The 23938-nt window shown below is 70.7% G+C and carries 20 protein-coding genes and 1 pseudogene; 11 read left to right on the top strand and 10 right to left on the bottom strand.

Features of this window, described 5'->3' with window-relative positions:
• Positions 1-382 precede the first annotated feature (382 nt).
• Positions 383-1228 carry a CBS domain-containing protein gene (locus tag AC3ETA_RS13710; RefSeq protein ID WP_432193145.1) on the top strand — a complete coding sequence of 282 codons (846 nt, stop codon included), beginning with the start codon at positions 383-385 and terminating at the stop codon, positions 1226-1228.
• A gap of 25 nt (positions 1229-1253) precedes the next feature.
• On the opposite strand, the gene AC3ETA_RS13705 is transcribed toward AC3ETA_RS13710, so the two are convergent.
• The 7 genes from AC3ETA_RS13705 to AC3ETA_RS13675 form a co-directional block, all read right to left on the bottom strand.
• The gene (locus AC3ETA_RS13705) at positions 1254-1499 is read right to left on the bottom strand and encodes an acyl carrier protein (protein ID WP_432193144.1); all 246 of its coding nucleotides are present in this window, start codon (positions 1497-1499) and stop codon (positions 1254-1256) included.
• Positions 1500-1501: 2 nt separating this feature from the next.
• Positions 1502-2998, bottom strand: coding sequence for a dihydrolipoamide acetyltransferase family protein (locus AC3ETA_RS13700; protein WP_432193143.1), 1497 nt, complete (start codon positions 2996-2998; stop codon positions 1502-1504).
• Positions 2999-3000: 2 nt separating this feature from the next.
• Positions 3001-3996: an alpha-ketoacid dehydrogenase subunit beta gene (locus tag AC3ETA_RS13695; protein ID WP_432193142.1), complete on the bottom strand. Its 996-nt coding sequence runs from the start codon at positions 3994-3996 to the stop codon at positions 3001-3003.
• Positions 3997-3998: 2 nt separating this feature from the next.
• Positions 3999-5057: a pyruvate dehydrogenase (acetyl-transferring) E1 component subunit alpha gene (pdhA, locus tag AC3ETA_RS13690; RefSeq protein ID WP_432193141.1), complete on the bottom strand. Its 1059-nt coding sequence runs from the start codon at positions 5055-5057 to the stop codon at positions 3999-4001.
• A complete protein-coding gene (gene acsA / locus AC3ETA_RS13685; protein ID WP_432193140.1) occupies positions 5054-6844 on the bottom strand; it encodes an acetate--CoA ligase in 1791 nt (596 codons plus the stop codon). The genes pdhA and acsA overlap by 4 nt, the downstream gene beginning before the upstream one ends.
• A 303-nt stretch (positions 6845-7147) precedes the next feature.
• A complete protein-coding gene (locus AC3ETA_RS13680; RefSeq protein ID WP_432193262.1) occupies positions 7148-8176 on the bottom strand; it encodes an alcohol dehydrogenase catalytic domain-containing protein in 1029 nt (342 codons plus the stop codon).
• A 141-nt stretch (positions 8177-8317) separates the two neighbouring features.
• Positions 8318-9187, bottom strand: coding sequence for a universal stress protein (locus AC3ETA_RS13675; RefSeq protein WP_432193139.1), 870 nt, complete (start codon positions 9185-9187; stop codon positions 8318-8320).
• Positions 9188-9383: 196 nt separating this feature from the next.
• On the opposite strand from AC3ETA_RS13675, the gene AC3ETA_RS13670 reads away from it, so the two are divergent.
• From AC3ETA_RS13670 to AC3ETA_RS13650, 5 genes are all read left to right on the top strand, one after another.
• Complete coding sequence (locus tag AC3ETA_RS13670) at positions 9384-10205, top strand: universal stress protein (RefSeq protein ID WP_432193138.1); 822 nt, start codon at positions 9384-9386, stop codon at positions 10203-10205.
• 175 nt (positions 10206-10380) lie between these two features.
• Positions 10381-10986 carry an Rv1733c family protein gene (locus tag AC3ETA_RS13665; protein WP_432193137.1) on the top strand — a complete coding sequence of 202 codons (606 nt, stop codon included), beginning with the start codon at positions 10381-10383 and terminating at the stop codon, positions 10984-10986.
• 40 nt (positions 10987-11026) lie between these two features.
• On the top strand, positions 11027-12418 hold the full coding sequence (locus AC3ETA_RS13660) for a nicotinate phosphoribosyltransferase (RefSeq protein WP_432193136.1): 1392 nt from the start codon (positions 11027-11029) through the stop codon (positions 12416-12418).
• An 11-nt stretch (positions 12419-12429) separates the two neighbouring features.
• The gene (locus tag AC3ETA_RS13655) at positions 12430-12717 is read left to right on the top strand and encodes a dsRBD fold-containing protein (RefSeq protein WP_432193135.1); all 288 of its coding nucleotides are present in this window, start codon (positions 12430-12432) and stop codon (positions 12715-12717) included.
• Between the two features lie 32 nt (positions 12718-12749).
• Positions 12750-13214 (top strand): Hsp20/alpha crystallin family protein, encoded by a 465-nt coding sequence (locus AC3ETA_RS13650; RefSeq protein WP_432193134.1) that lies wholly within the window; start codon positions 12750-12752, stop codon positions 13212-13214.
• Positions 13215-13389: 175 nt separating this feature from the next.
• Here AC3ETA_RS13650 and AC3ETA_RS13645 read toward each other — a convergent pair whose 3' ends face one another.
• Positions 13390-14061 (bottom strand): CBS domain-containing protein, encoded by a 672-nt coding sequence (locus tag AC3ETA_RS13645; RefSeq protein WP_432193133.1) that lies wholly within the window; start codon positions 14059-14061, stop codon positions 13390-13392.
• A 117-nt stretch (positions 14062-14178) separates the two neighbouring features.
• Between AC3ETA_RS13645 and AC3ETA_RS13640 the strand changes: the two genes are divergently transcribed.
• The 4 genes and pseudogenes from AC3ETA_RS13640 (at position 14179) to AC3ETA_RS13625 (ending at position 19590) form a co-directional block, all read left to right on the top strand.
• Positions 14179-15102: a pyridoxamine 5'-phosphate oxidase family protein gene (locus AC3ETA_RS13640; RefSeq protein ID WP_432193132.1), complete on the top strand. Its 924-nt coding sequence runs from the start codon at positions 14179-14181 to the stop codon at positions 15100-15102.
• Between the two features lie 168 nt (positions 15103-15270).
• Entirely contained in the window at positions 15271-16146 is an 876-nt protein-coding gene (locus tag AC3ETA_RS13635; protein WP_432193261.1) for a universal stress protein, read from the top strand.
• A 54-nt stretch (positions 16147-16200) separates the two neighbouring features.
• Positions 16201-18599, top strand: a pseudogene (locus AC3ETA_RS13630) (glycoside hydrolase family 65 protein).
• Positions 18600-18711: 112 nt separating this feature from the next.
• Entirely contained in the window at positions 18712-19590 is an 879-nt protein-coding gene (locus tag AC3ETA_RS13625) for a potassium channel family protein (RefSeq protein WP_432193131.1), read from the top strand.
• A gap of 218 nt (positions 19591-19808) precedes the next feature.
• Here the strand turns inward: AC3ETA_RS13625 and AC3ETA_RS13620 are convergent, their stop codons facing one another.
• Complete coding sequence (locus AC3ETA_RS13620) at positions 19809-20492, bottom strand: TetR/AcrR family transcriptional regulator (protein ID WP_432193130.1); 684 nt, start codon at positions 20490-20492, stop codon at positions 19809-19811.
• A gap of 374 nt (positions 20493-20866) precedes the next feature.
• Complete coding sequence (locus AC3ETA_RS13615; RefSeq protein ID WP_432193129.1) at positions 20867-22051, bottom strand: PucR family transcriptional regulator; 1185 nt, start codon at positions 22049-22051, stop codon at positions 20867-20869.
• 149 nt (positions 22052-22200) lie between these two features.
• Between AC3ETA_RS13615 and AC3ETA_RS13610 the strand changes: the two genes are divergently transcribed.
• The gene (locus tag AC3ETA_RS13610) at positions 22201-23688 is read left to right on the top strand and encodes a long-chain-fatty-acid--CoA ligase (RefSeq protein ID WP_432193128.1); all 1488 of its coding nucleotides are present in this window, start codon (positions 22201-22203) and stop codon (positions 23686-23688) included.
• Positions 23689-23938: the final 250 nt, after the last annotated feature.

Here is a 23938-nt window from a genome sequence, read left to right as displayed (position 1 = left end):
GCATTCTGCCGACGCGCCGCGGCGGCTGCCTCGGCCCGCTCGCGTACGGTCCTGGCTTGCGCTTCCGCTTGCCCCAGCAGGGCGAGGGGCGGTGCGAGTTCCGCACGGAGTTCGGCTGAACGATCCGCAGGGACACCGCTCGGTGCGGCCCGGCCAGGCGTTGCCGCCGACCGGAACCTTGTCAGAATGTCCCGGAAACCCGTCACGAACTCTCCTCCCGGTGAGCCCTGGGCCTCGCTTCCCAGTCTCCTTGGTAGGCGACGGCGTGTCGCGCCGCACCGGCCCGTCCGTCCCTCGTGCAGGGCCGTTCGGCCCGGAGGCCGCGCCCGTCGATCAGTGCGAGACTGACCGCGTAGGTGGACGGCGTCCTCGGGAGGCAGCCGTGAGCGACATCGAGCACAGCTCCACGCAGAAGGAAGCCCGCCGCGCCGCCCCGGGCCGTCCCTGGACACCTCAGGAGGAGCCACGCCGGGACGCGTTGGGCCGTTACCTCGCCGCAGTCGCCGCCGCCGCGTCGGCCCGGAGCGCCCAGGAGCCGGGGGAGGCGCCCGGCCCGGAGACGCCTGCCGCACCGGGTCCGCCCGTCCGGGAACCTGTCGTGCTCCGGGTGAGGGACGTCATGCAGGTGCCTGCGGCCTCTGTCCCAGGCGACATGCCGTTCCTGGAGGTGGCCCACACACTCTCCCGCGAGCAGGTGAGCGCCGTTCCGGTGGTCGACGCCGACGACCACGTGATCGGTGTCGTCTCGGAGTCGGATCTGCTGGCCAAGGCCGCCGTCATGGCCGAACCTCACCGGCACGGACCTGTCGGCAGGATGTGGCAGCACCGCCTGTACGACAAGAGCCGCGGCGACACGGCGGCCACGTTGATGACGTTCCCGCCGGTCACCGTCCACCCCGCGCAGCGGGTGGCGGACGCCGCTTGGACCGCCGCCCAAGCCCGGCTGAAGCGGCTTCCTGTGACCGACTACCGCGGCCGGCTCGTCGGCGTGGTGAGCCGGCGCGGCCTGCTGCGAGCGTTGATCCGTGACGACGCCGAGATCCGGGCCGAGGCCGAATCCCTGATCGGTCGGCATCTGCTGGATCCGCACGCCGGTCAAGTCACCGTGGAGAACGGCGTGGTGACGATCACGGGGCGGCTGGACAGGGCCGTGGTCCCCGAACTGCTCGCTTCGCTGCGGAACATCGACGACGTGGTGGAAGTCGTCGACGACATCGAAGCGGTCTGAGCCGTGACTCTCCGCCGGGCGCATGTCACTGCGCAGCGGAGACGAGGAAGTCGGCGCCGGCAGCGAGCGTGGTGAGCCGGGAGGCGTCCTCGTCCTCGATGCGTACGCCGGACCGCTCGCTGAGGACCTCCACGAAACTCAGGAAGTCCAGCGAGTCCATTTCCAGCACGTCACGGAACGCGTCGTCGGGCCCCAGCGCGGCGACGTCGGCGCCCGGGACGACACGGGTGAGCGATTCCTTGACCATGTCCATTGCCTCGGTTCGATTCATGTTCACAGCTGCTCCGGGTTCTGCAGGAGGCGGGAGACCGCCGTGAGATAGCGGGCACCGACGGCACCGTCCGTCGCCCGGTGGTCGGCCGAGAGGGTCGCCGTGACCGTGGGCCGCACGCCCAGCAGGCCGTCGACGGCACACGGACGGTCGGCCACCTTCCCGAAACCGACCAGGGCGACCTGGGGCGGGTGGATCACACCGAAGACGGTTTCCACGCCCTGGTCGCCGAGGTTGGTGACGGTGATGGTCGCCTCGGACACCTCGGAACCGCGCAGCCTGCCGGCGCGAGCCCGGGTGACCAGGTCCTTCAGGGAGTTCATCAACTGCGGGAGCGCCAGGGTGTCGGCGTGGTGCAGAGCAGGGGCCACGAGCCCTCCGCCGCGCAGAGACACGGCCACTCCGAGGTGGATCCCCTCGCCCGGCGTGAAGTGGTCCTCGGTCCAGAAGCCGTTGAGTTCGGGAACTTCCCTGGCCCCCAGGGCCGCCGCCTTCAGCAACAGGGCCGCGGGGAGCAGCCGTTCACCGACCGGGCTGCGCCGGTTGTGCTCGTGCAGCCGGCCCATCGCGGCGGACATGTCCACAGTGGTGGAGAGGTAGTAGTGAGGAATGTCCCGGTTCGCACGGGTCATCAGGCCGGCGATGGCCTGGCGCATGCCTGCGGCCCGGCCCTCGGACGGGCGGGCAGCAGAAGACCGTTGAGCGGAGGCACCGGACGGGGTGGCCCCCGCGAGCTCCTGCGGAGCCGGGGCCGCCGGGCCGGGCGCCGCCCGGCGTACGTCCGCGGCCCGCACGACCGACTCCTTGCCGGTCCCCGTCACCGTGGCCAGGTCGACGCCCAGTTCCGCGGCGAGCCGCCGGGCGAAGGGGGTGGCGCGCACGCGCGGTGGCCCCGGAGCGGCTCGGGCGGCCACGGCTGCCTCGACATCGGTCCGGGTGACGCGCCCTCCCGGTCCGGAGCCGTGCACCGTTTCCAGGTGGACGCCGCTCTGCTCGGCGAGATGCCGGATCAGGGGGCCGGCCTCGGCATGGCCGTCCTGCGGAGCGCCGGAAGGAGCCGGTGCCGGGGCAGGGGCGGGCTCGGGTGGCGCAGAAGGGAACTCGGCGGACGTGGCGGGCCCGGGTGGCGCAGAAAGGAACTCGGCGGGCGTGGCGGGCCCGGGTGGCGCAGAAGGGAACTCGGCGGACGTGGCGGGCTCTGTGGGTACGGAAGGCTCGGCAGAGCCGCCCTTCTTCCGCGTGCGACGGCCGGGCGGTCGCTTCTCGGCGGGCCCTATCAGCGCGAGCGGCGTCCCCACCGGGACCGTCGTGCCGGGCTCGACGAGCAGCTCCGTCATCGTCCCGGTTGCGAAGCACTCCACCTCGATCGTCGACTTCGCGGTTTCGACGACGGCGACCGGATCGCCCTTGTGCACGAGGTCACCGGGTCCCACCAGCCACTCCAGGAGCGTGCCCTCGTCCATGTCGGCGCCGAGGGACGGCATGGTGAACTCGGCCATGGTCAGTCCACCGCCCGGTGGGCGGCCGCGACGATGTCGGCGGTCTGCGGCAGAGCGGCCTCCTCCAGCCGCCGGGCGTACGGAATGGGCACCTCGGCGCTGCACACCCGCTCCACGGGCGCGTCCAGTTCGTAGAAGGATGCCTCCGCGATGCGGGCCGACACCTCGGCGGCCAGGCTTCCCGTCCGCCATGCCTCGTCGATGACCACCGCACGGTGGGTACGGGCCACAGAGGCGGCGACGGCCTCGGCGTCGAGCGGGCGGAGCGTACGCAGGTCGATCACCTCGGCGCTGATGCCCTCGACGGCCAGTTCGTCCGCCGCCGCGAGGGCCTTGGGCAGCGAACCGCCGTACGTGATGAGGGAGATGTCGGTGCCCGGCCTGCGGATCGCGGCATGGTCCAGGTCCACCGGTGCGGTGGGCGGCAGAAGTTCACCGGAGACGTTGTACAGGCTTCCGTGCTCGAAGATCAGTACGGGGTCGGGGTCGGCGAGCGCCGGGGCCAGCATGTGCCGCGCGTCCTCAAGAGTGGCGGGAGAAAGGACGCGGATGCCGGGGATGTGCGCGTACCAGCCCTCCAGGCTGTGCGAGTGCTGGGCGGCGAGCTGCCGTCCGGCGCCCGTGGTCATGCGGATGACCAGCGGCACGGGCAGCTGACCACCGGACATGTGCAGCAGGGTGGCGGCGTTGTTGAGGATCTGGTCGAGGGCCAGCAGGCTGAAGTTGACGGTCATGATCTCGACGACGGGCCGCAACCCGGCCAGGGCGGCACCGATACCGGCACCGACGAACGCGGACTCCGACAGCGGGGTGTCACGGACGCGTTCGGGGCCGAACTCCTCCAGCAGACCGAGGCTGACGCCGAAGCATCCGCCGTACCTGCCCACGTCCTCGCCCATGAGGAAGACACGGTCGTCGGAGCGCAGAGCCTCCCGGAGCGCCTCTCGCATCGCCTCACGGTAGGTCGTCTTGGCCTCGTGGGTCCCCTCGCCGCCCATGGTCAGCTCACCGCCTCCGCCGAGGAACTGGTGACGTGGTGAAGGAGGTTCTCGACAGGCTCCTCGGGTGCCCGTTCGGCCGCTTCGACGGCGTGGTCGATCTCGGTGGTGATCCGCTGCTCGATCGCCTCGACGTCCTTGTCCCTCAACTCACCGTTCTCGCGCATACGGTCCCTGAGCAGGCGGATCGGGTCACGGGACCTCCACTGCTCGATCTCCGTCTTGTCGCGGTAGCGGTCCGGGTCGTACATCGAGTGGGCGCGGAAACGGTAGGTGCGCAGTTCCAGGAAGTGCGGCCCGGTGCCGGCCCGGATGCCCTCGACGGCCCGCCGTGCGGCCTCCTCGACGACTTCGACGTCCATGCCGTCCACGCTCCAGGCGACCATGCCGTAGGAGGCGGCGCGCATGGCCAGATCGGTCTGTGCCTCGTGCCGCTCCAGCGCTGTGCCCATGGCATAGCGGTTGTTCTCACAGACGAGCAGCAACGGCAGTTTCCACAATGCCGCCAGGTTCGCGGTCTCGTGGAACTCGCCCTCGGCGAAGGCCCCGTCGCCGAAGAAGCAGCAGGTGACGTCGGTCCGCCCGCGCATACGGTCGGCGAGCGCGAGTCCGGCGGCCAGCGGGAGCCCGCCGGCGACTATGGCGTTCCCTCCGTAGAAGCGGCGGCTCGCGTCGAACAGATGCATGGAACCGCCCCGGCCGCCGCTGCAACCGGTCGTCCTGCCGTACATCTCGGCCATGACGGCATCGGAGGTGATCCCGCGGGCCAGCGCGTGGCCGTGCTCGCGGTAGGTGGAGACGACCGCGTCCCCGGCGGTCAGTGCCCCGTTGACGCCGACGGCGACGGCCTCCTCACCGATGTAGAGGTGGACGAAGCCGCGGATCTTCGCGGCGCTGTACAACTCGACGCACCGTTCCTCGAAGTGCCGGATGCGCAGCATCGACTCCAGCAGGTCCGTCCGGTGTCCGGTGCTCGCGCTGCGCTTGGTCTTCGCCGTCTTCCTACGAGGCTTCGGCTGCGCGGGGTCCTTCCGCGTGCGGGTGGGGCGGGCCACGCTCATGCGGATCCCTCCAAGGTCGACACGTCGCCCATGGGCAGGCCGAGTTCTCGTGCGCGCAAGAGGCGACGCATCACCTTCCCGCTGCGCGTCTTGGGCAGGTTCTGGTCGAACGCGATCTCCCTGGGCGCGACTGCGGGGCCCAGCTTCCGGCGGCCGAAGGCCAGCAGCTCCCGCTCCAGACCCGGGGTCGGCTCGGCACCGGGCCGCAGCGACACGAACGCCTTGACCACGTTCCCGGCCACCGGGTCCGGCCGTCCGATCACCCCGGCCTCGGCCACCGAGGGATGCTCCATCAGCGCGCTCTCCACCTCGAACGGACCGATCAGATGCCCGGCGGACTTGATGACGTCGTCCGCGCGCCCCACGAACCAGTACCAGCCGTCCGCGTCGCGCCTGACCAGGTCTCCGGTCAGGTACCACCCGCCCGCGAAGGCGGCGTCGTAGCGGTCCTTGTCGTGCAGGTAGCCGCGGAACATCGACGGCCAGCCCGGCCGTAGCGCCAACTCACCCTCGACATCGGGGCTCTGCACCTGCGTGACGGTGCCGTCGATGACCTGTGCCCGGCCGTCCTCGCCCTGCTTCAGCACGGCCACGTCGATGCCGGGCAGCGGGCGTCCCATCGAGCCGGGCCGGATCTCGCAGGCCGCGAAGTTCGCGATCATGATGCAACCGGTCTCCGTCTGCCACCAGTTGTCGTGCACCGGCAGCCCCAGCACGTCCCGTCCCCACACGACGGCCTCCGGATTGAGAGGCTCTCCGACGGACGCGATGAAACGGAGGGCCGAAAGGTCGTAGGAGCGCGGCAGGTCGTACGGGCCCTGGCGGGGCGTGGCGCGCATGAGCATACGCAGGGCCGTGGGAGCCGTGTACCAGACGGTGACCCGCTGTTCGCCGAGGATCCGGTACCAGCGACGGGCGTCGTAGTCGCCCTCGTCGACGACCACCGTCACGCCGTGGACGAGCGGGGCGATGATGCCGTACGACATGCCGGTGACCCAGCCGGGGTCGGCGGTGCACCAGTACACGTCCTCGGGGTGCAGGTCGAGCGCGTACGCGGCGGTGGCGTAGTGGGCGACGACAGCCTCGTGGACGTGCACCGCGCCCTTGGGGGTTCCCGTCGTGCCACTCGTGAAGTGGAGCAGGGCCATGTCGCCGGGCGAGGTCGGCGGGATGGCGAAGGCGTCCGGGGCGGCGGCCATCAGGTCGTCGAAGGAGGCGGTGCCCGTCTGTTCCTCAGCGCCGGGGCCGACGATCAGGACGTGTTTCAGCCCGGGAACCGACGCCCGGCGCTCGGCGACCTTGCGCCGGTAGAGGGCAGCGGTGGTGACCAGGACCTGCGCGTCACCGAGCCGCAGCCGCTGCATCACGGGGTCGGGGCCGAAGGCGGAGAAGAGAGGGCAGAGCACGCTGGTGTTCTTCAGTGTGCCCAGCACCGTGGTGTAGAGCTCGGGACAGCGGCCGAGCAGGGTGAACACCCGGTCTCCGGGTCCGACACCGAGTGACCGCAGGACGTTCGCGAAGCGGGCGGTCAGGCGGGCGAGTTCCGCGTACGTGACAGTCGAGACGGAGTCGTCGCGGGCGACGCAGCGCAGCGCCGCCTTGTCCGCGAGGTCCGAGGCAGCGTGCCGGTCGACCGCCTCGTGGGCCATGTTGAGCCCGCCGCCGGGCAGCCCGGCGAGTGCGGTACGCGCCTGCGACCAGCTGAAGGTGGAACGGGACTGCTCGTAGTCGGTGAGTCGGGGCGGGACGACCGGTGCGGTGTCCTTGTCGATCGTTTCCCAGTGCATGGGCTGCTCCTCCCGGCACTGCCCCTGCTCTCCAGAGTCGCCGAGCCCGGCCTTCACTGCACCTTGGCCGCAGGACAGGACCGACGGGACGGACGACGGTGTACGTCATGCGTCCGTGGAGCCGGGGGCCGCCCGCTTCTTGCGGGCCCGAATCGCACGGTGCGCGGTCTCACTCCGTTTCCCCGTGCCTCCTTGTGGCCCTCGGCTCAATTCCATGACACTGCCGTTCGCCGTCGGCTTGTAGGGCCGGACGGCCCTGATGGCGGTCCGGTCGGCCCGTACGGCCCTTTGGGGGCAGGCGGTTCACTCACGGTGCAGCAGGACTTTGAGGGCACCCGTGCTGCCGCCGTGTGAGAACACCTCGTAGGCCTCCTCCATCCGGTCCAGGCCGAAGGTGTGGGTGACCAACCGGGAGACGGGCAGACGTCCGAACCTCACCAGCTCCAGCAGCCAGGGAGTGGAGGACGTGTCCACCTGGCCGGTGCTGATCGTCACGTTCTTGCGCCACAGGGATTCGAGATGCAGCGTGACCGGTTTGCCGTGCGTGCCGATGTTGGCGATATGCCCGCCCGTACGGACGGCACGGGTGCACAGGACGAACCCCTCCGCTTCACCGGATGCCTCGATGACCACGTCGGCTCCTGGTCCCTCGGACAGTTCGGCGATCATCTTCCCCGGCATCTCGGCAGCATCAGCGCCCAGGCGTGCGGCGGCTTCCAATCGAGCGGCGGACAGGTCCACGACGATGATTCTGCGGGGCGAGTAGAGACGGGCGATGGCCACCGTGGCGAGTCCGACGGGACCCGCTCCCACAACGACCACGGTGTCTCCCGGGCTCACATGGCCGTTGCGCACTCCGACCTCGTAGGCGGTGGGAAGAACCTCGGCGAGCAGGACGGCGTCGCTCAGCGCGAGGGCGGAGGGCCGTCGGTGGGTGGAGTAGTCGGCGAACGGCACCCGCACGAACTCGGCCTGCGTCCCGTTGATCAGACTTCCCAGGATCCATCCACCGCCCCCGCGGCACTGTCCGCCCATGTTGTCGCGACACGCCCGGCAGTGGCCACAGGCCGAGACGGACGAAATGATCACCCGGTTCCCTCGGCGCAGGTCGTGGACGTCCCTGCCCACCTCCACGACCTCGCCCACGGCCTCGTGGCCGAGGATCGTCCCCGGTTTCACCTCCGGAAGGTCTCCCCGCAGGATGTGCAGGTCACTGCCGCAGACGGTCGTGGCCTCGACCCGCACGACGGCATCGGTGGCCTCCTCGACGGCAGGGTCCGGGACGGTGTCCCAGGAGATCTGTTCCGGGCCGTGGTAGACGAGCGCTCGCACGGTACTCACTTCCTCGTTCCGTCATCTCCACGGTCGCTCCCGCCGGGCTCCCGGGCAACGCAGCCGCCCGAGCACCTCGGTCCCCCCGGACCGAAGCGCGCCTGCGTCGAGCCGGGCACCGATGTCCTGCGGAGGTGCCGCTCAGCCATGAGGAACGACAGCGACGGGGCAGCTCCCGTGATGGATGGCGGCCTGGGCCACGGGACCCAGGTGGGGTGCCAGGCCGTGCCGGTGCGCGCGCCGGCCGACGACCAGCAGCGCGGCGCCTTCGGCGGCCCGTACGACCGCTTTGGCAGGGCCGGCGAGGTGGACGCTGTCGCTCACCTCCACCTGCGGGTACTTCTCGCGCCAGGGCCGGAGCGCCTTGCTGAGTTCCTTCTGGGCGTCCTTCGTCATCTCTTCGGTGACGCCGTGGTCCACACCCCAGGGCACGCGGGCGTGGAGCGGCACACTGCGTCCGTGGACGGCCAGGAGAGGAACGCCCCTGGCCGCGGCGGAGTGGAAGGCGAAGTCGAGCACATCGTCGGAGGATCCGTGCAATTTCACAGCCGCGACCACGCGGGCTGCGGGTGCCGGGGCTGCTCCTTCCTGTGCGGTCTCGGCGCGGACCAGCACCACCGGCCGCTCGGCCCGTGCCACGACGGGCAGGCTGACGTCGCCCAGGAAATAGCTCTCCACGGGCTCCAGCCCCCGGGAACCGAGCACGGTCATCTCGGACTCCGACGCCGCTCGGAGCAGGGCGCTCTGGGCATCCTCGGCGACCAGATCCCCGACGACGGACAAGCCCGGGTGACGTGCGCGGAGTTCGGCTTCGGCGGTGTGGACGAGACGCTTCGCCCAGTAGTTCTGATCGACTTCCGAGGGGACGTCCGTCGGTTCCGGCGCCAGCAGTGGCCACGCGTGCAGGAGGTGCAGGGTGAGCTTGCGCTTCTGGGCCTCGTCGGCGGCCCAGCGGGCTGCGGCAAGGCTCTCGGGTGAGCCGTCCAGGCCCACGGTGACGATTGCTTGCATGGCGGCGGCCTCCGTCTCGTACGAAGCTGGAGTTGACGGTGAACGGGTCCGCCGGCGTGGATCTTCCGGACTTCGCCGGCATGCCGGGTGGGGCGTGCTCTCTCCTTCGAGGAGTACCCCAATCTCCTCCGCGGCGCATGTGGACCGGCGAATGAGAGGACCGACGTGGAGTCCGGCACGAAAGGAGACGGGGCCGGTGTCGATTCCCGTGGTGGTCGGCGTCGACGGGTCCGTGGCAAGCCTGGAGGCGGTCGACTGGGCTGCCGCCGAGGCGGGCCGCCACCAGGTTCCGCTCCACCTTCTGCACGCGGCGGCAGACGACCGCGAGGCATCCGACGTGATCGACGCCGCCTCGGAGCGTGTCAGGGAAGCCGCACCCACGGTGCGCCTGTCGAGCGAGTTGCGGCACCAGGACGCGGCTTCCGCCCTGGTCGACAAGGGGCGCAACGCCTTCGCGCTGGTGCTCGGATCCCGGGGGCTCGGTGGCCTCGCCGGGATGCTCCTGGGCTCGGTCGGCCTGGCCGTGGCGGCACGGGCGGACTGCCCTGTCGTCGTGGTCCGCGGCGCGGCGGACCACAGGGGCGTCCGGTTCGGGACCGTCGTGGTGGGTGTCGAGGACGGGGAGAGCAGCGGTACGGCTGTCCGGTTCGCGTTCCGGGAGGCCCGGGTGCGGCGCTGCCGGCTGGTGGCGGTGCACGCCCGGAACACACCGTTCGGCGCCTTCACCACACCTCAAGCCCCTTCCCGGTACGCCCTGGAAGCGCAGCAACGCCCGCCGGAGCAGGTACTCGACGACGCCCTGCGCGGCAGCGCGGAGCAATACGGGGACGCCCCGGTGAGCCGCAGGGTGATCGAGGGACCCGCGCGCCAGGCGCTGCTGGAGGCGGCTTCCGGCGCGGACCTGCTGGTCGTCGGCGCCCGCAGGAGGCAGGGGCATCTGGGTTTGCAGCTGGGACTGATCAATCATGCGGTACTGCATCACGCGCCGTGCCCGGTCGTGGTCGTTCCCCAGATATGACCGTGCCGGACCCGGCTGGGACCCGGCGGGGACGGGGCACGTCTGTGGCCGGCCGGCGTGGGGCCGGACGGCGGCTCCGCAGGGACTTTCGGCCCAGTGACCGGACTCCACCCGCCGTTCGATGGTGGGACGGAGAGATGGAGGAACGGACCAGCAACCTGCTGGAGGCCGACTCATGAGTGCACAAGGTTCACCGTCAGCGTCCGGCCCGTCCCCGCCGCATCAGGAGCACACCTCGAAGGGGGCGAACCCCCTGCGGCGTACGTCCGACAGGGTCGAGTCCTGGATTCTCACCTTCTTGATGTGCGTGTTCGTCGTCGGCATGCCGGCGGCGGCGCTGGGTGCCGGGCTGACGGCGTACGAGTCGTCGATGCGCGCTGTGCAGACCCAGTCGGCCGAGCGCCACGAGGTCAGCGCCACCCTGACGTCGGATGCCAAGGGCAGTGCCGAAGACGCGAAGCGACAGGCGCCCGTCCGCTGGACGGATGACAATGGCGCAGTGCGGACGGGAACCACCCTCGTGGAGCCGGGAACGCCCAAGGGCGCGACCGTGCAGGTCTGGGTGGACCGGGACGGAACCCTCACCGAACCGCCGATGAGCACGCTCAACGCCCAGACCACGGGCTGGTTCGTGGGCGGCATGGCGGCGGCGGGCGTCACCGCCGCCTTCTTCGCGGCGCGGACCGGCGTGCACCACGTGTTGGACCGCAGAAGGTACGCGCAGTGGGAGGCCGAGTGGGTCCTGGTGGAGCCCCTGTGGTCCGCGCGCTACCGCAGGTGACGGACGCAGAGACCGGGCGCACACCGAGGAGGTGACGCTCATGTCCGACGCGAGCACCATCGACCTGTACGAGGTCACGATGGCCATGTCCTATCTGCGGGAGGGCATGTCCGGCCCGGCGACCTTCAGCCTCTTCGTGCGCGACCTGCCCCCTGAGCGCGGCTTCCTGGTCGCGGCGGGGCTTGAGTCGGCCCTGGATCATCTCTGCGGCCTCCGTGTCGGCCAGGAAGACGTCGACGCCTTCGCTTCCGCCCTGCGCCGGCCGCCCCGGGACCTTCGGGCCCTGCTCGGCCTGGAGTTCACGGGCGACGTGCGAGCCGTTCCGGAAGGACGGATCGTGCTGGCGGGAGAGCCGCTGCTGGAGGTGACCGCGCCGCTTCCGGTGGCGCAGCTGGCCGAAACCTACGTCCTCAACCAGCTCAACCATCAGACCACGCTCGCCTCGAAGGCGGCGCGATGCGTGCTCGCCGCGGCCGGGCGTCCGGTCGTGGACTTCTCCTTGCGGCGGGCCCACGGCCCGCAGTCCGGGTTCCAGGCCGCCCGCCTCGGTGCGATGGTCGGCTTCGCCGGAACCAGCAACGTGGCCGCGGCCACGACTGTCGGGATACCTGCCGTCGGCACGATGGCGCATTCCTTCGTGGAGGCGTTCGGCACCGAGGAAGAAGCGTTCCGTGCCTTCGCACGGTCCCACCCCGGCCCTGTGACGTTGCTGGTGGACACCTATGACACCGAGGAGGGTGTCCAGGTCGCGGCGCGCGTCCTGCGGGACCTGGACCGCGGGCCGGGCTCGGCCCTGCGGCTGGACAGCGGCGACCTCGGGGCCCTGGCGGTACGGGCACGAACCGTCCTCGACGGCATGGGCCTGCCGGACGTGCGGATCATCGCCAGTGGCGGTCTCGACGAGTACGCCGTGGACGACCTGGTCCGCTCCGGTGCGCCGATCGACACCTACGCCGTCGGCACCCGCGTCGGCGTCTCGGCCGACGCCCCGTTCCTGGACTCCGCCTACAAAATGGTGGAGTACGACGGACGGCCGGTGATGAAGCTCTCCTCCGCGAAGGCCACGGCACCCGGCCCCAAACAGGTGTTCCGCCGCCCCGGCTACGCCGACGTGATCGGTCTGGCCGACGAGCAACCCCCCGACGACGGCGGGCCGTTGCTGATGACGGTGATGCGGGGCGGGCGGCGCACCGGTGACAGGCCCACGCTCGACGAGTGCCGGGCGAGGTTCGCCGCGGACCTGCGCGAACTGCCGTCGGCGGCCCGCCGAATCGGAACACCGCTCGCGCCTCACGCAACCGTGTCCGAGAAGTTGAGCGCTCTGACCGCCCGGGTCCGTCGCCGCATCGACGAGACGACGTCGGCCCCCGCCCCACGATCCCCGGACGCAGAACGAACCGCGTCCGGACCTCATCGGTCCGTCCCGACGTGAGGAGGAAAGCGATGCCGCACACGACGGAATGGAAGGTTCGGCTGCACTTGTTCGAGGACGACGAGGGGGCGACGAAGGCACGCGCCGTGGTCGACACCGGCACCACCACGCTCACCGGCACCGGCTCCGCGCGCCGTAATCCGGCCGACATCAACGTGCCTGAGATCGGCGACGAACTGGCGGCGGGCAGAGCCATGAACGACCTCGCCCGGCAACTGCTGAACGTTGCCGAGGGTGACATCGAAGACATGGGCGCGTCCCGGCCCGGCACCCGGCAGGCCGCTGGATGGCCCCTGTGAACTCCCGGATCGGAAGGCAAGGAGAATCAGTCATGACACATCCCGTACGACGCGGCCGGGGCGCCCATCCCGTGTGGGATCCGTTCCGTGAGATCGAGGATCTCCGCACCCGCATGGACCGGCTCATGCACGCGACCTTCCCGGTCGCCGGCTTCCCCGAGTTCGACACGGCCGAGGCGTGGGCGCCCCTGGCCGACGTCGAGGACACCGAGGACGCCTACCTGGTGGAGCTGGAGCTCCCCGGTGTGGACAAGGACCAGATCACCGTGGAGGTCGTCGAAGGCGAACTGGATGTCCACGGTGAGATCCAGGAAAAGGAACGCACCGGGGTGGTCCGCAGGCACTCCCGCCGCATCGGGCAGTTCGACTACCGCACGGCCCTTCCCCCGAACGCGGACACCGAGCACGTCAGCGCGGATCTGACGAACGGTGTGCTGACAGTCCGCGTCCCCAAGACCGAACGAGGGAAGCCGCAGCGCGTCGAGATCACCGGTTGATCCGCAGGCACGGCCGCCCGCCTGGACGTGCCAGGTCCGGCAGCCGGCGCCCGTCTCCGCCTGGACATGCCAGGTCCGGCAGGCCGGCGCCCGTCTCCGCGGAGGGCCGACGGTTCCGTCGCCGTCCGCCGACGGGCGCACCGCTCCGCCGGCCGGATGCCCTGTGTGGGCGGCCTCAGGTGGCGGGACCGGGCCGCAAGTCGTCCGTCCGGTACCCCACATGGTCGGCGACCGACACCACGCCGTCGACGCTCCGGCACAACCGCTCGATGACGGGGATCAAGCTGCTGTGCTCGACCGTGCCGTGGAGGCTGACCTGACCGTCGTGCACGTCGACCGTGACGTCCGAGGGAATGAGCCCCATCGTCCGGCGCAGCACGTCCTCGGTGATCTCGTCCCGGATGGCGTCGTCACGGCGCAGGAAGATCCGCAGAAGGTCGCCCCGGCTGACGATGCCCAGGAGCCGGTCGGTCTCATCGACCACCGGCAGCCGTTTGATGTGGCGGCTCTCCATCAGACGAGCGGCCTCGACCACGTTCCACTCCGGACGTGCGCAGATCGCCGGAGCCGACATCAGTTCCTCGGCGCGGGCCCCCTCGGCCTTGGCCCGCTCCCATGCCTCCAGGTGCGGAACCGGGTTCCGGCCCGAGGGGTCGGCCTGGTCGGCGCTCTTGCGCAGCAGGTCGGCCTCCGACACCACGCCGACCGGGTGGTCCCGGTCGTCCACCACGGGTGCGGCGGTGACGTCGTTCTCGGTCAGCAGTCTGACGATCTCTTTGAACGGCATGTCACGCCGCGCCCGCACGACGTCCCGGGTCATGAGCTCGGCGACCGTTCGGTGGTGCATGTTGCCTCCCGGATACGGGCCGCTCGCCTCGCCGACCCGGGGCTCTCGGCCCCATGCGGCGGCGTGTCGAGCGTGGCACGTTGGATACAGCACCATTCTGCGGAGAGGGCGGCGACCATGCGAGCTCACCTCGGCGACCAGCTCGTCATCGAAAGCCCGGCGACCGGTGTCACCAGGCGCGACGGCGAGATCGTGGGACTCCACCACGCGGACGGCACACCTCCCTACGACGTGCGCTGGTCGGACACGGACGAAGTGACGCTCGTGTTCCCCGGGCCCGACGCGCACATCCGCCCGGTCGAGCACGGACAGCCCGGCACGACCCACGAGTTCTCCCGGCCACCCGCGGGTGACGGGGAGAGCGCCGTCGCGGCCTCCCGGCCCACCGGCACCTTCAACCCCGGTGACGTCGGCCGGCGCGTGGCCGTCGAACGTCGCAGGCAGAGGCTCAGCCGAGTGGAAACGGCTCGCCGCGCACGGATGTCGCCCGGCTATCTGGCGTACCTGGAGGAGCGGCCCGCAGACCCGACCGTGGCGACACTCATCAGGCTGGCCGACGCGCTGGGCATCCCCGTCACCGCCCTGCGCGGAGGAGGCGTCGAGCTCCCTCCCGGTCAAGGCCACGCGCTGATGCATCCTCAGCTGAGCGACCTCGGCCCGGAGGAATGCCGCACGCTCCTGTCCACTCACGGGGTGGGCCGCGTGGCGGTGACGGCGTCCGACGGACGTCCGGCGGTCGTCCCGGTCAACTACGAGGTCGTCGACGACACGATCATGTTCCGGACCGCTCCCGACTCCGTTTCCGCGGCCGCCGTGGGAACGGACGTCGCCTTCGAGGTCGACCACGTCGACGAGGCTCTGAGCCAGGGCTGGAGCGTGCTCGCAGTAGGCCCGGCAGGCGTCGTGACGGAGCCCGATGCCGTGCGCAGGCTCTCCCAGCGGGCCCACAGCCGGCCATGGGCGGGGGGTCGACGCGAGATGTGGGTGTCGATCCGGCCCACGAGCCTCACGGGCCGCCGTATCACTCCGGCCGATCAGTAGCGGACGGCACGCGTCACGGCCTTGTCGCGGCCTGCCGCTCACTCACGACGGGACTCGGGTGAACGCCGCCTGTGCGAGAGCCGGTCCGTATGTCGCGGCGGTTCGCAGGCGGTGCGACGGTAGTCACAGGGGGCCTTCAGCAGCCGGACGGATAGGGCGGTGGCGACGATGGAACTCCCGCTGGTCGTGGGCGTCGACGGATCGGACTCCAGCCTGCTGGCAATTGACTGGGCAGTGGACGAAGCGGCACGCCACGGGCTGCCGCTGCGCCTGCTCTACGCCTCCCTCTGGGAGCGTTACGAGGGCGGCCGGCCGTCCCTCAGGACCGATCGTCCGGCTGAGGAGGTCATGGTGGAGCACATCATCGCCTCCTGTACGGAACGTGCCCGGCTCCGCAATCCCGAGGTGAAGGCATCGGGCGAGGTGCTGCCCGACGATGCCGTGTCCGTGCTGCTGGGAGCAGGACACGAGGCGTTCGCCCTGGTCACGGGTTCCCGCGGGCGAGGCGAGGTCGCAGGCCGGCTGCTGGGGTCGGTCAGCCTGGCAACAGCGGCTCGCGCAGTGTGCCCGGTCGTCGTGGTCCGCGGCTCGGATCGGAACCTTCAGGGGGCCTTCGGCCGAGTCGTGGTGGGAGTCGGCGACTCGACCGGCGGCGAGGGCGCCGTACGGTTCGCCTTCCGCGAGGCAAAGGCGCGCGGCTGCGCCCTCACAGCCGTGCGGGCGTGGCGCAGCCCGGCCCGTGAGCACGCAGAGCATCTGCTGATCACGGACGACGCCGCGGGAGCCTACGAGGAACAGGCTTCCAGCCGACTCACCGCCGCCCTTGGTGCATCCGCACGGGAGCACCCCGAAGTCGAGGTACACCGCCGGCCGGTCGAAGGCCCGGCCCACCGCGTCCTGCTTGAGGCGTCGGCCGACGCCGATCTGATCGTCGTCGGCGCTCTGCGTCGGCACGGTCACTTCGGACTGCAACTCGGCAGGGCCGCCCATACCCTGCTGCACCATTCCGACTGCCCGGTCGCTGTCGTCCCTCAGCGGCTCTGAGGATTCCACCGGGCCGGGGCCCCTCGGCTCCTCGAGGAGAGCGGAGTGCGGCGGATGTCGCAGTGGACGTGGCAGTGGGAGGGCTACGACCCCGCTGCCGAGCGGTTGCGTGAATCGCTCTGCACCCTCGGCAACGGCTACTTCGCCACGCGGGGCGCCGTGCCCGAGTGCCGGGCGGGTCTGGTGCACTGTCCCGGAACCTACGTGGCCGGGTGCTACGACCGTCTGAAGTCGACCGTGGCGGGACGACAGGTGGTGAACGAAGACCTGGTCAACCTTCCGAACTGCTGCTCCTGCGATTCCGTCTGCGCCGCACCGAGGGAGCGTGGGGCCGCTGGTTCTCCCCCGACACCCACGCCTTGCTGGACCACCGGCACACCCTGGACCTGCGCCGCGCCACGCTCACCCGCTCGTTCCGCCACCGGGACGACAAGCTAGGCGTACTCGCAGTCGAGCAGACCCGACTGGTGCATATGGGGGACCCGCATGTGGCGGCCTTGCGGACGGTCTTCACCGCCGAGGACTGGTCGGGAGAGATCGAGATCGAGTCGTGCCTCGACGGCGATGTGATCAACAGCAACGTGCACCGTTACCGCGCCCTCGACCGGCGCCACATGACCCGTGTGCGGACAGGGACACAGGCTCCCCACACGGCCTGGTTGAGCTGTCGTACGAGCACCTCGGACATCCGTGTCGCCATGGCCGCCAGGACGGTCGTGGTAGGTCGGCCTGCGGCCTCGTCGGAGCTTCGGCCGACCCGCAGCCGTGCAGTTCACCGCCTGGTGGTCCCGATCGATCCCGGCCGGCCCGTCGCCGTGGAGAAGACCATGGCACTGCACACCTCACGCGACACAGCGATCAGCGACCCACTCGACGAAGCGGTCGACCGCGCCTCCACCGCGGCGGATTTCCCGGCCCTGCTGAACCTCCACGCCGCCGCGTGGGAACGGCTGTGGCGGCACGCGGACATCCGAGTGCCGGGCCAAGCCGGTCGCATCCTGCGCCTCCACCTCTTTCACGTCCTGCAGACACTGTCACCGCACACCGCGGACCTCGACGTGGGCGTCCCGGCTCGTGGGCTGCACGGTGAGGCGTACCGGGGCCATGTCTTCTGGGACGAACTGTTCGTCCTGCCGTATCTCAACCTGCACTTCCCGGAGGTCTCCCGGGCACTGCTGAACTATCGCCACCGGCGCCTTGCGCGGGCCTGCCGGGCGGCCTCCGCAATCGGCAGGGCGGGGGCGATGTATCCGTGGCAGAGCGGAAGTGACGGCCGTGAGGAGACCCAGGAGTGGCATCTCAACCCCCGCTCGGGTCGCTGGCTGCCGGATCACTCCCGGCTCCAGCATCATGTGGGCTCGGCGATCGCATACAACGTGTGGCAGTACTGGGAGGCCACCGGTGACAGCGAGTTCCTGCACACCAAGGGCGCGGAGATGCTGCTGCAGATCGCTCGCTTCTGGGCGGACCTCGCGGAGTTCGACCCCGGCACGGGCCGTTACCGCATCCGCGGTGTCGTCGGCCCGGACGAGTACCACGACGCCTACCCGGGTGCCGTACTGCCCGGACTGGACGACAACACGTACACCAACGTCACCGCCGCCTGGGTACTCACCCGCGCCCTGGACCTGCTGCGCCGCCTCCCCGCCTGGCGCCGGGAGGAACTGTTCGAGCGCATCCGCCTCGACAGCGACGAGCTCCCGCGGTGGGAGGAGATCTCCCGGCGGCTGCGAGTACCGTTCCACCAGGGCGTCATCAGCCAGTTCGAGGGCTACGGCGATCTCGCCGAACTCGACTGGGACACCTACCGGGCGCGCCACACCAGCATCCGGCGGCTGGACCGGATCCTTGAGGCCGAGGGCGACACGGTCAACCGCTACAAGGCGTCCAAGCAGGCCGACGTCCTCATGCTCGGCCATCTGTTCTCGCCCGCCGAGCTGCGCACGCTGTTCCGGCGCCTCGGACACGACCTGGACGACGAAGTCTGGCGCCGAACCGTTGACTACTACCTGCAGCGCACCAGCCACGGCTCCACACTCAGCGGCCTTGTCCACGGCGTGGTCCTCGCCAGGGCCAGACGGGCCGAGGCGTGGAGTTACGTCCAGGAGGCCCTGGAGGCCGACATCGCCGACATCCAGGGCGGCACCACCGCCGAGGGCATTCACCTCGGAGCGATGGCCGGAACCCTCGACCTGGTCCAGCGCGGTCTGACAGGACTGGAACCACGCGAGGACGCCCTGTGGCTGGACCCGGTCCCCCTTCCGGCACTCTCCGAGTACGGATTCTCGCTGCGCTACCGCGGTCACTGGGGAGTCGGAGTGCGGCGCCGGAGCGGACAGCTGGAGATCAGCGTGCCCGACTCGGAGGAGTCACCGATTCGTGTTGTGCTGACCGACCGGGCCGTCACCATCGCGCCCGGGGAGACCTGCACGCTCGTGCTGCCCGCGAGCTGATTCGCGCGTATGGGCGTGCCGGACCCCACGTCTGCCGCCTGATCCGTCAGTTTGGGGCCTGGGCTCCGCAAGCGGGCGCGGCTCCGAATGACAGTGCTGTGGGAGACGTGCAATGAAGTGGTTGGTCTCACTGGTCGGTGCCGGACTCGTCATGGTCAGCTTGCGGGACCTGTTCCACACGCTCTGGCACCCCACCCGCCACGGCGGTCTGAGCCGCCTGGTGATGACGGTGCTGTGGCGACTGGCCCGGCGGATCCGTGCGCGCAGGCGGGTGGTCGGGCTCGTCGGGCCCCTCGCCATGGTGACGGTGGTGGGCATGTGGGCCGGAACCGTCATCATCGGCTGGGCGGTCGTCTACTGGCCTCACATGCCCGAGGCGTTCACCTTCTCGCCCGGTTCCGAGGCGGCTCAGGAGCCGGCGCTCCTCGATTCCCTCTACCTCTCGCTCGTCACGGTGACCACCCTCGGCCTGGGAGACATCGCACCCGCCGAGGGCTGGCTTCGCCTGGTCTCACCGCTGGAAGCCCTTGTCGGCTTCGCCCTGCTGACGGCCACGGTCTCCTGGGTGCTGGAGATCTACCCGGCACTGACACGCAGAAGAGTCCTCGCGATCCGGCTGGCGCTGCTGCGCGACGCCGACCCTGCGACCGGGCAGCTCGACTCCACTGCGGGAGCGCTGCTGCTGGACAGTCTGACCACCGAAGTCGTACGTGTCCGCATCGACTTCACCCAGTACGCCGAGGCGTACTACTTCCATGACGGCGACGACCACTCGTCACTGGCGGCCATGGTCGGCTTCGCCGCCGCCCTCGCCCAGCGCGGACAGACAGCACGACGGCCGGAGGTACGACTGGCCGGCGACCTGCTCGCCGGTGCGCTGGCGGACCTCGCCGCCGTCCTCGACCAGCGTTTCCTCCACACGGGAGGACCACCGGAGGCGGTTTTCGCTGCCTACGCCACCGACCACGGCCGCAGCGGCGCACCGTCATGAGTGCGGGCGCGCCCTCTGCGACGGCGGGATCCAGACGGACATCGTGTTCCTCGGGCCCGCCATGGTCCCACCATGGTCCGGGCCCGCCACGGTCCGGGCCCACCACGGTCCGGGCCCGCCGTGGTCCTCGCGTCCGCGCACGCCTCCGTCCTGCGCACCCGATCACCCGCCGTCACGCGTACTTGCCGTTGTCGCGGGGCCCACCGTGCGGTGACGGATCAGCGTCGCAACCACTCGTCGAGAAGCGCGGCTTCAGCTTTGCTGAGATGGGGCAGTTCGGGCACGAGGGTGCGGAAGGCGGCGACGACGGCCGCCGGATCATGCGTGGCAACAGCGGGCTCGTCCACGAGGATGGCGCGAGTGATCGCGTCGAAGGCGGCGTCGGCCAGGTGCGGGTCGCTCTGCTCCGGTGGCAGGGTCAGCAGGGTGTGGACGGTTCCGACTCCCGCCGAGCGGATGAGGTTGACGGCGTGTTCCTCGCTCACCCGGAGCCGTCCGGCGGCGGCGATTCGGTGCACCCGGTCGGCGAGGACCCGCACACCCTCGGCCTGTGCCGGGGTGTCGCGCGCGCGGGCCGGGTCGAGCAACAGGCCGTAGACGTACGGGTTGGCCAGCCCGAAGCTGATCTGGGTGTTCCATCCGTCTCGGAGGTCTTCCACCGGGTCGGCGGAGGGCTCCGTGGTCTGCTTGCTCGCGACGTGCTCGGCAAAGACCCGCTCCGCGGCGGCATCCAGCAGGTCGTCCTTGTCCTGGAAGATCCGGTAGAGGGCAGGAGGCTGCAACCCGGCCTCATGAGCGACGCGGCGCGTCGTCACCGCCGCCGGCCCTTGGTCGCGCAGCAGGTCGGCTGCGGCTCTCACGATGCGGTCCCGGGTGTCTCGCCGCTGCGCTTTCGATGCCATGGAGACGATGGTATCGCCGGTGCGCCACGTGCATGTTACCGACGATATCGCCATCTCTTCGCGGCGCTACCTGCTCATATCAGCTGCCGTCAACCGATGGATGTTCGAAGGAGCACGAACTCCGCAACCAACGAAAGTATCATTGATATCGATCATTTCATTCCATTGGAAAGGACGTCGGAAGGGAGCCACCAGCGCCGCCATCGACGCGGCACGAGATGCGGGCGCCCCACGCTGCCGCCGAGGAGCACCTCGAGTTCCCGTACTGCGCCCGTCCGATTCGGGTCTGCCCCCAGCGGACCGGCGGGCCGGCCTCCAGATCGAACGGCGTGGCGCTGAGCTGCTGCACCAACTCGCGCACCGCGTCCGACCGGTCACTGGATGACGTCACTGAATGACGCGCCAGAGCGGCGGACCGCCAGCAGCGCGGCGCCCATGTCCGCCGCCGCTCGTGGATCGGACAGGGAGCGGCCCGTCAGCTCCTCGATGCGGCGCAGCCGGTAGCGGACGGTGTTGGGGTGGACGAAGAGGCTCCGTGCCGCGTCCGAGGCGGAGCCGGCGGCGGCGTACCAGTGCTCCAGGGTTTCCAGGAGACGGGCACGCTCCGCGGCCGGGAGATCGAGCAGGGGCTGGAGGACCACCTCCACGAGGTGCGCCGCCTCGGCCGGGGCCGCGGCGACGACCATGGCGAGCGGGTTGTCGTCGAAGCGCGCGATGCCGGGGCCGGTGCCCGGGAGGCCGGCCAGGGCCAGTCGGGCGAAGCGCAGGGCCTGCGGGGTGTCCCGCAGCGAGTGGAAGCACGGACTGACGCCTACGCGGGCGCCGGCACGGCGCAGGATGCGCAGGCAGGTGCCCTCCGCCGACGCCGTGGGCAGGGCGGCCAGACCGATCTGCTGGTCGGGCAGCAGCCGCCAGGCGAAGTGGACCTGGGCCTGACGCAGCGCCGACTCAGTGCCCGCCAGCGGCTCCTCGCCGGGAGCGTCGGCCGCCGCCGCGACGACCACGTAGGGCCCGCGGTCGGGCAGCCCCAGCTCACGGGCGGCCTCCCACAGCGTGCGGTCGGTGATGGCACCGGTGAACAGCGCCTCCACCAGTGCCGAGCGGCGCGCCTGACGCCGTGAGGTCAGCTCGGCGGTGGTCTCCCGGTAGGCTGCCGCGACCGCCTCCGCGTAGCGGCCGAACAGGGCCCAGATCTCCGCGGACTGGGACACCAGTTGGGCGTCGGTGACCTCGGGATGAGTGCGTGCCTCGGCGAGGATGTCCGTCCACAGGAGCTCGAAGCCGATCCGGTACGCGTGCAGGGTGTCCGCCAGTGGCACGCCCTGCTCGGCTCGCAGGCGGCCGGTCTCCCGGGCCGGGTTCGGGTCCTGGGCGTCCGCGCGGCCGAGCTGGTTCAGGAGCAGGTCCGCGTTGGCGGTGCACGAGCGGCGCAGTGAGTCGAAGGGGATCAGCGACTCGTCCTTGTAGGCATCGACGTCCGAGCGGATGCGCTGCGCCATCCGCTCGCCCAGTTCCGGCAGCCTCGCATGCAGTACCGAGGCCACCCCAGAGAGGTTCATTCCCGCAGCGTAACGCCGCTGTTTTGTTCTCGGGAACAATGTGGGAGCACGGACGCTGTCACAGCGCACATAGGCCGTCGCCACGGACATCTGCACGATGTCGTCAGCGTGAACAACGGATTTCGACGGCGACGTTCGTGGAGGCGGTCATGGCCAATCTGGCTCAGTTCCTGGTGGAGACGGCGAGGCGGCAGCCGGACCGCCCCGCGCTGCGGCTGGGGGACCAGGTCACCAGCTACGAGGAGCTCGACGAGCGCAGCGCCCGGGCCGCCGCGCTGCTGCGGGCCGAGGGCGTGCAACCCGGCGACCGGGTCGCGCTGATGCTGCCGAACGTTGTCGAGTTCGTCGCCCTGTACTACGGCGTGCTGCGCGCCGGAGCGGTCGTCGTACCGATGAACCCGCTGCTGAAGACCCGGGAGACCGAATACCACCTGCGCGACTCCGGCGCGGTGATGCTCTTCGAGTGGCACCAAGCGCCCGGCGAGGGTGCGCAGGGAGCGGCCGCCGCCGGAGTGCGGCACATGGCTGTCGAGCCCGCCGCCTTCGCGGGCCTGCTGGCCGGGCACGAGCCGCTGTCGGAGGTGAGCGAGCCGGACGTCGAGGACGTGGCCGTGCTGCTGTACACCTCCGGCACCACCGGCCGGCCCAAGGGCGCCACGCTCACCCACGCCGGACTGCGGCACAACACGGAGGTCAACGCGGCCGAGGTGCAGCGGATGACGGCGGACGATGTGGTGGTGGGCTGTCTGCCGCTGTTCCACATCTTCGGTCAGATCTGCACGATGAGCGTGACCGTGCGCGCCGGTGCCTCGCTCACCCTGATCCCCCGCTTCGACCCGCAGACCGTGCTGGACGCCATCGCCCGCGACCGGGCGACGATCTTCGAGGGCGTACCGACGATGTACGCGGCGCTGCTCCAGCACCCGTCCGAGGCCGACGTGTCCACGCTGCGGATGTGCGTGTCCGGCGGAGCCTCGCTGCCGGTGGAGATCCTGCACGGCTTCGAACGGCGCTTCGGCTGCGTGGTGCTGGAGGGCTTCGGCATGTCCGAGACCAGCCCGGTGGTCACCTTCAACCACCCCGACCGGCCGCGCAAGGCCGGGTCCATAGGCACCCCGATCAAGGATGTGGAGGTGCGGCTCCTCGACGACAAGGGCCAGGACGTGGCACCCGGCGAGATCGGCGAACTCGCCGTGCGCGGGCCGAACGTGATGAAGGGGTACTGGAAGCGCCCGGAGGAGACGGCGGCCACCATCCCGGACGGCTGGCTGCGCAGCGGCGACCTCGCGCGCCAGGACGAGGACGGCTACCTCTACATCGTCGACCGCAAGAAGGACATGATCATCCGCGGCGGCTACAACGTCTACCCTCGCGAGATCGAGGAGGTGCTCCACGAGCACCCGGCCGTCGCGCTGGCGGCGGTGGTGGGCGTGGCCGACACGCATCTGGGCGAGGAGATCGCGGCCGCGGTGGTACTGCGCCCGAACGCGCAGGCCACGCCCGACGAGCTCCGGGAGTTCGTCAAGGAGCGCGTGGCGGCGTACAAGTACCCTCGCGAGGTGTGGCTGGTGGACGCACTGCCGACGGGTCCCAGCGGCAAGATTCTCAAGAGGGAGATCAGCGCGCCGGCGGGGTGAGGGCGACGCAGCCGGGAATCGACGCGTAGCGCTGCTGAACCGTTCCCGGGTTCCCGACGGTTCTGGAGCCCGGGGTCGTGGCCAGGGTCTCGGCGATGCCGAGACCGACCGGACCGCTCACGGGCCTCGACCGCCCCCTTCACCGGCACGGCGATCAGTCAGAACATGCCGATCACGCGATTCCACGGCCATCGGTCCGCCGACGCGGCCGGCGCCACCACCGCCGCGACGCCATCACCATTCGCCGCCG

This window comes from Streptomyces sp. bgisy027 (assembly GCF_057710365.1).
Note: the sequence above shows the minus strand (reverse complement) of the source record. Positions and strands in the feature narration are given on the sequence as shown.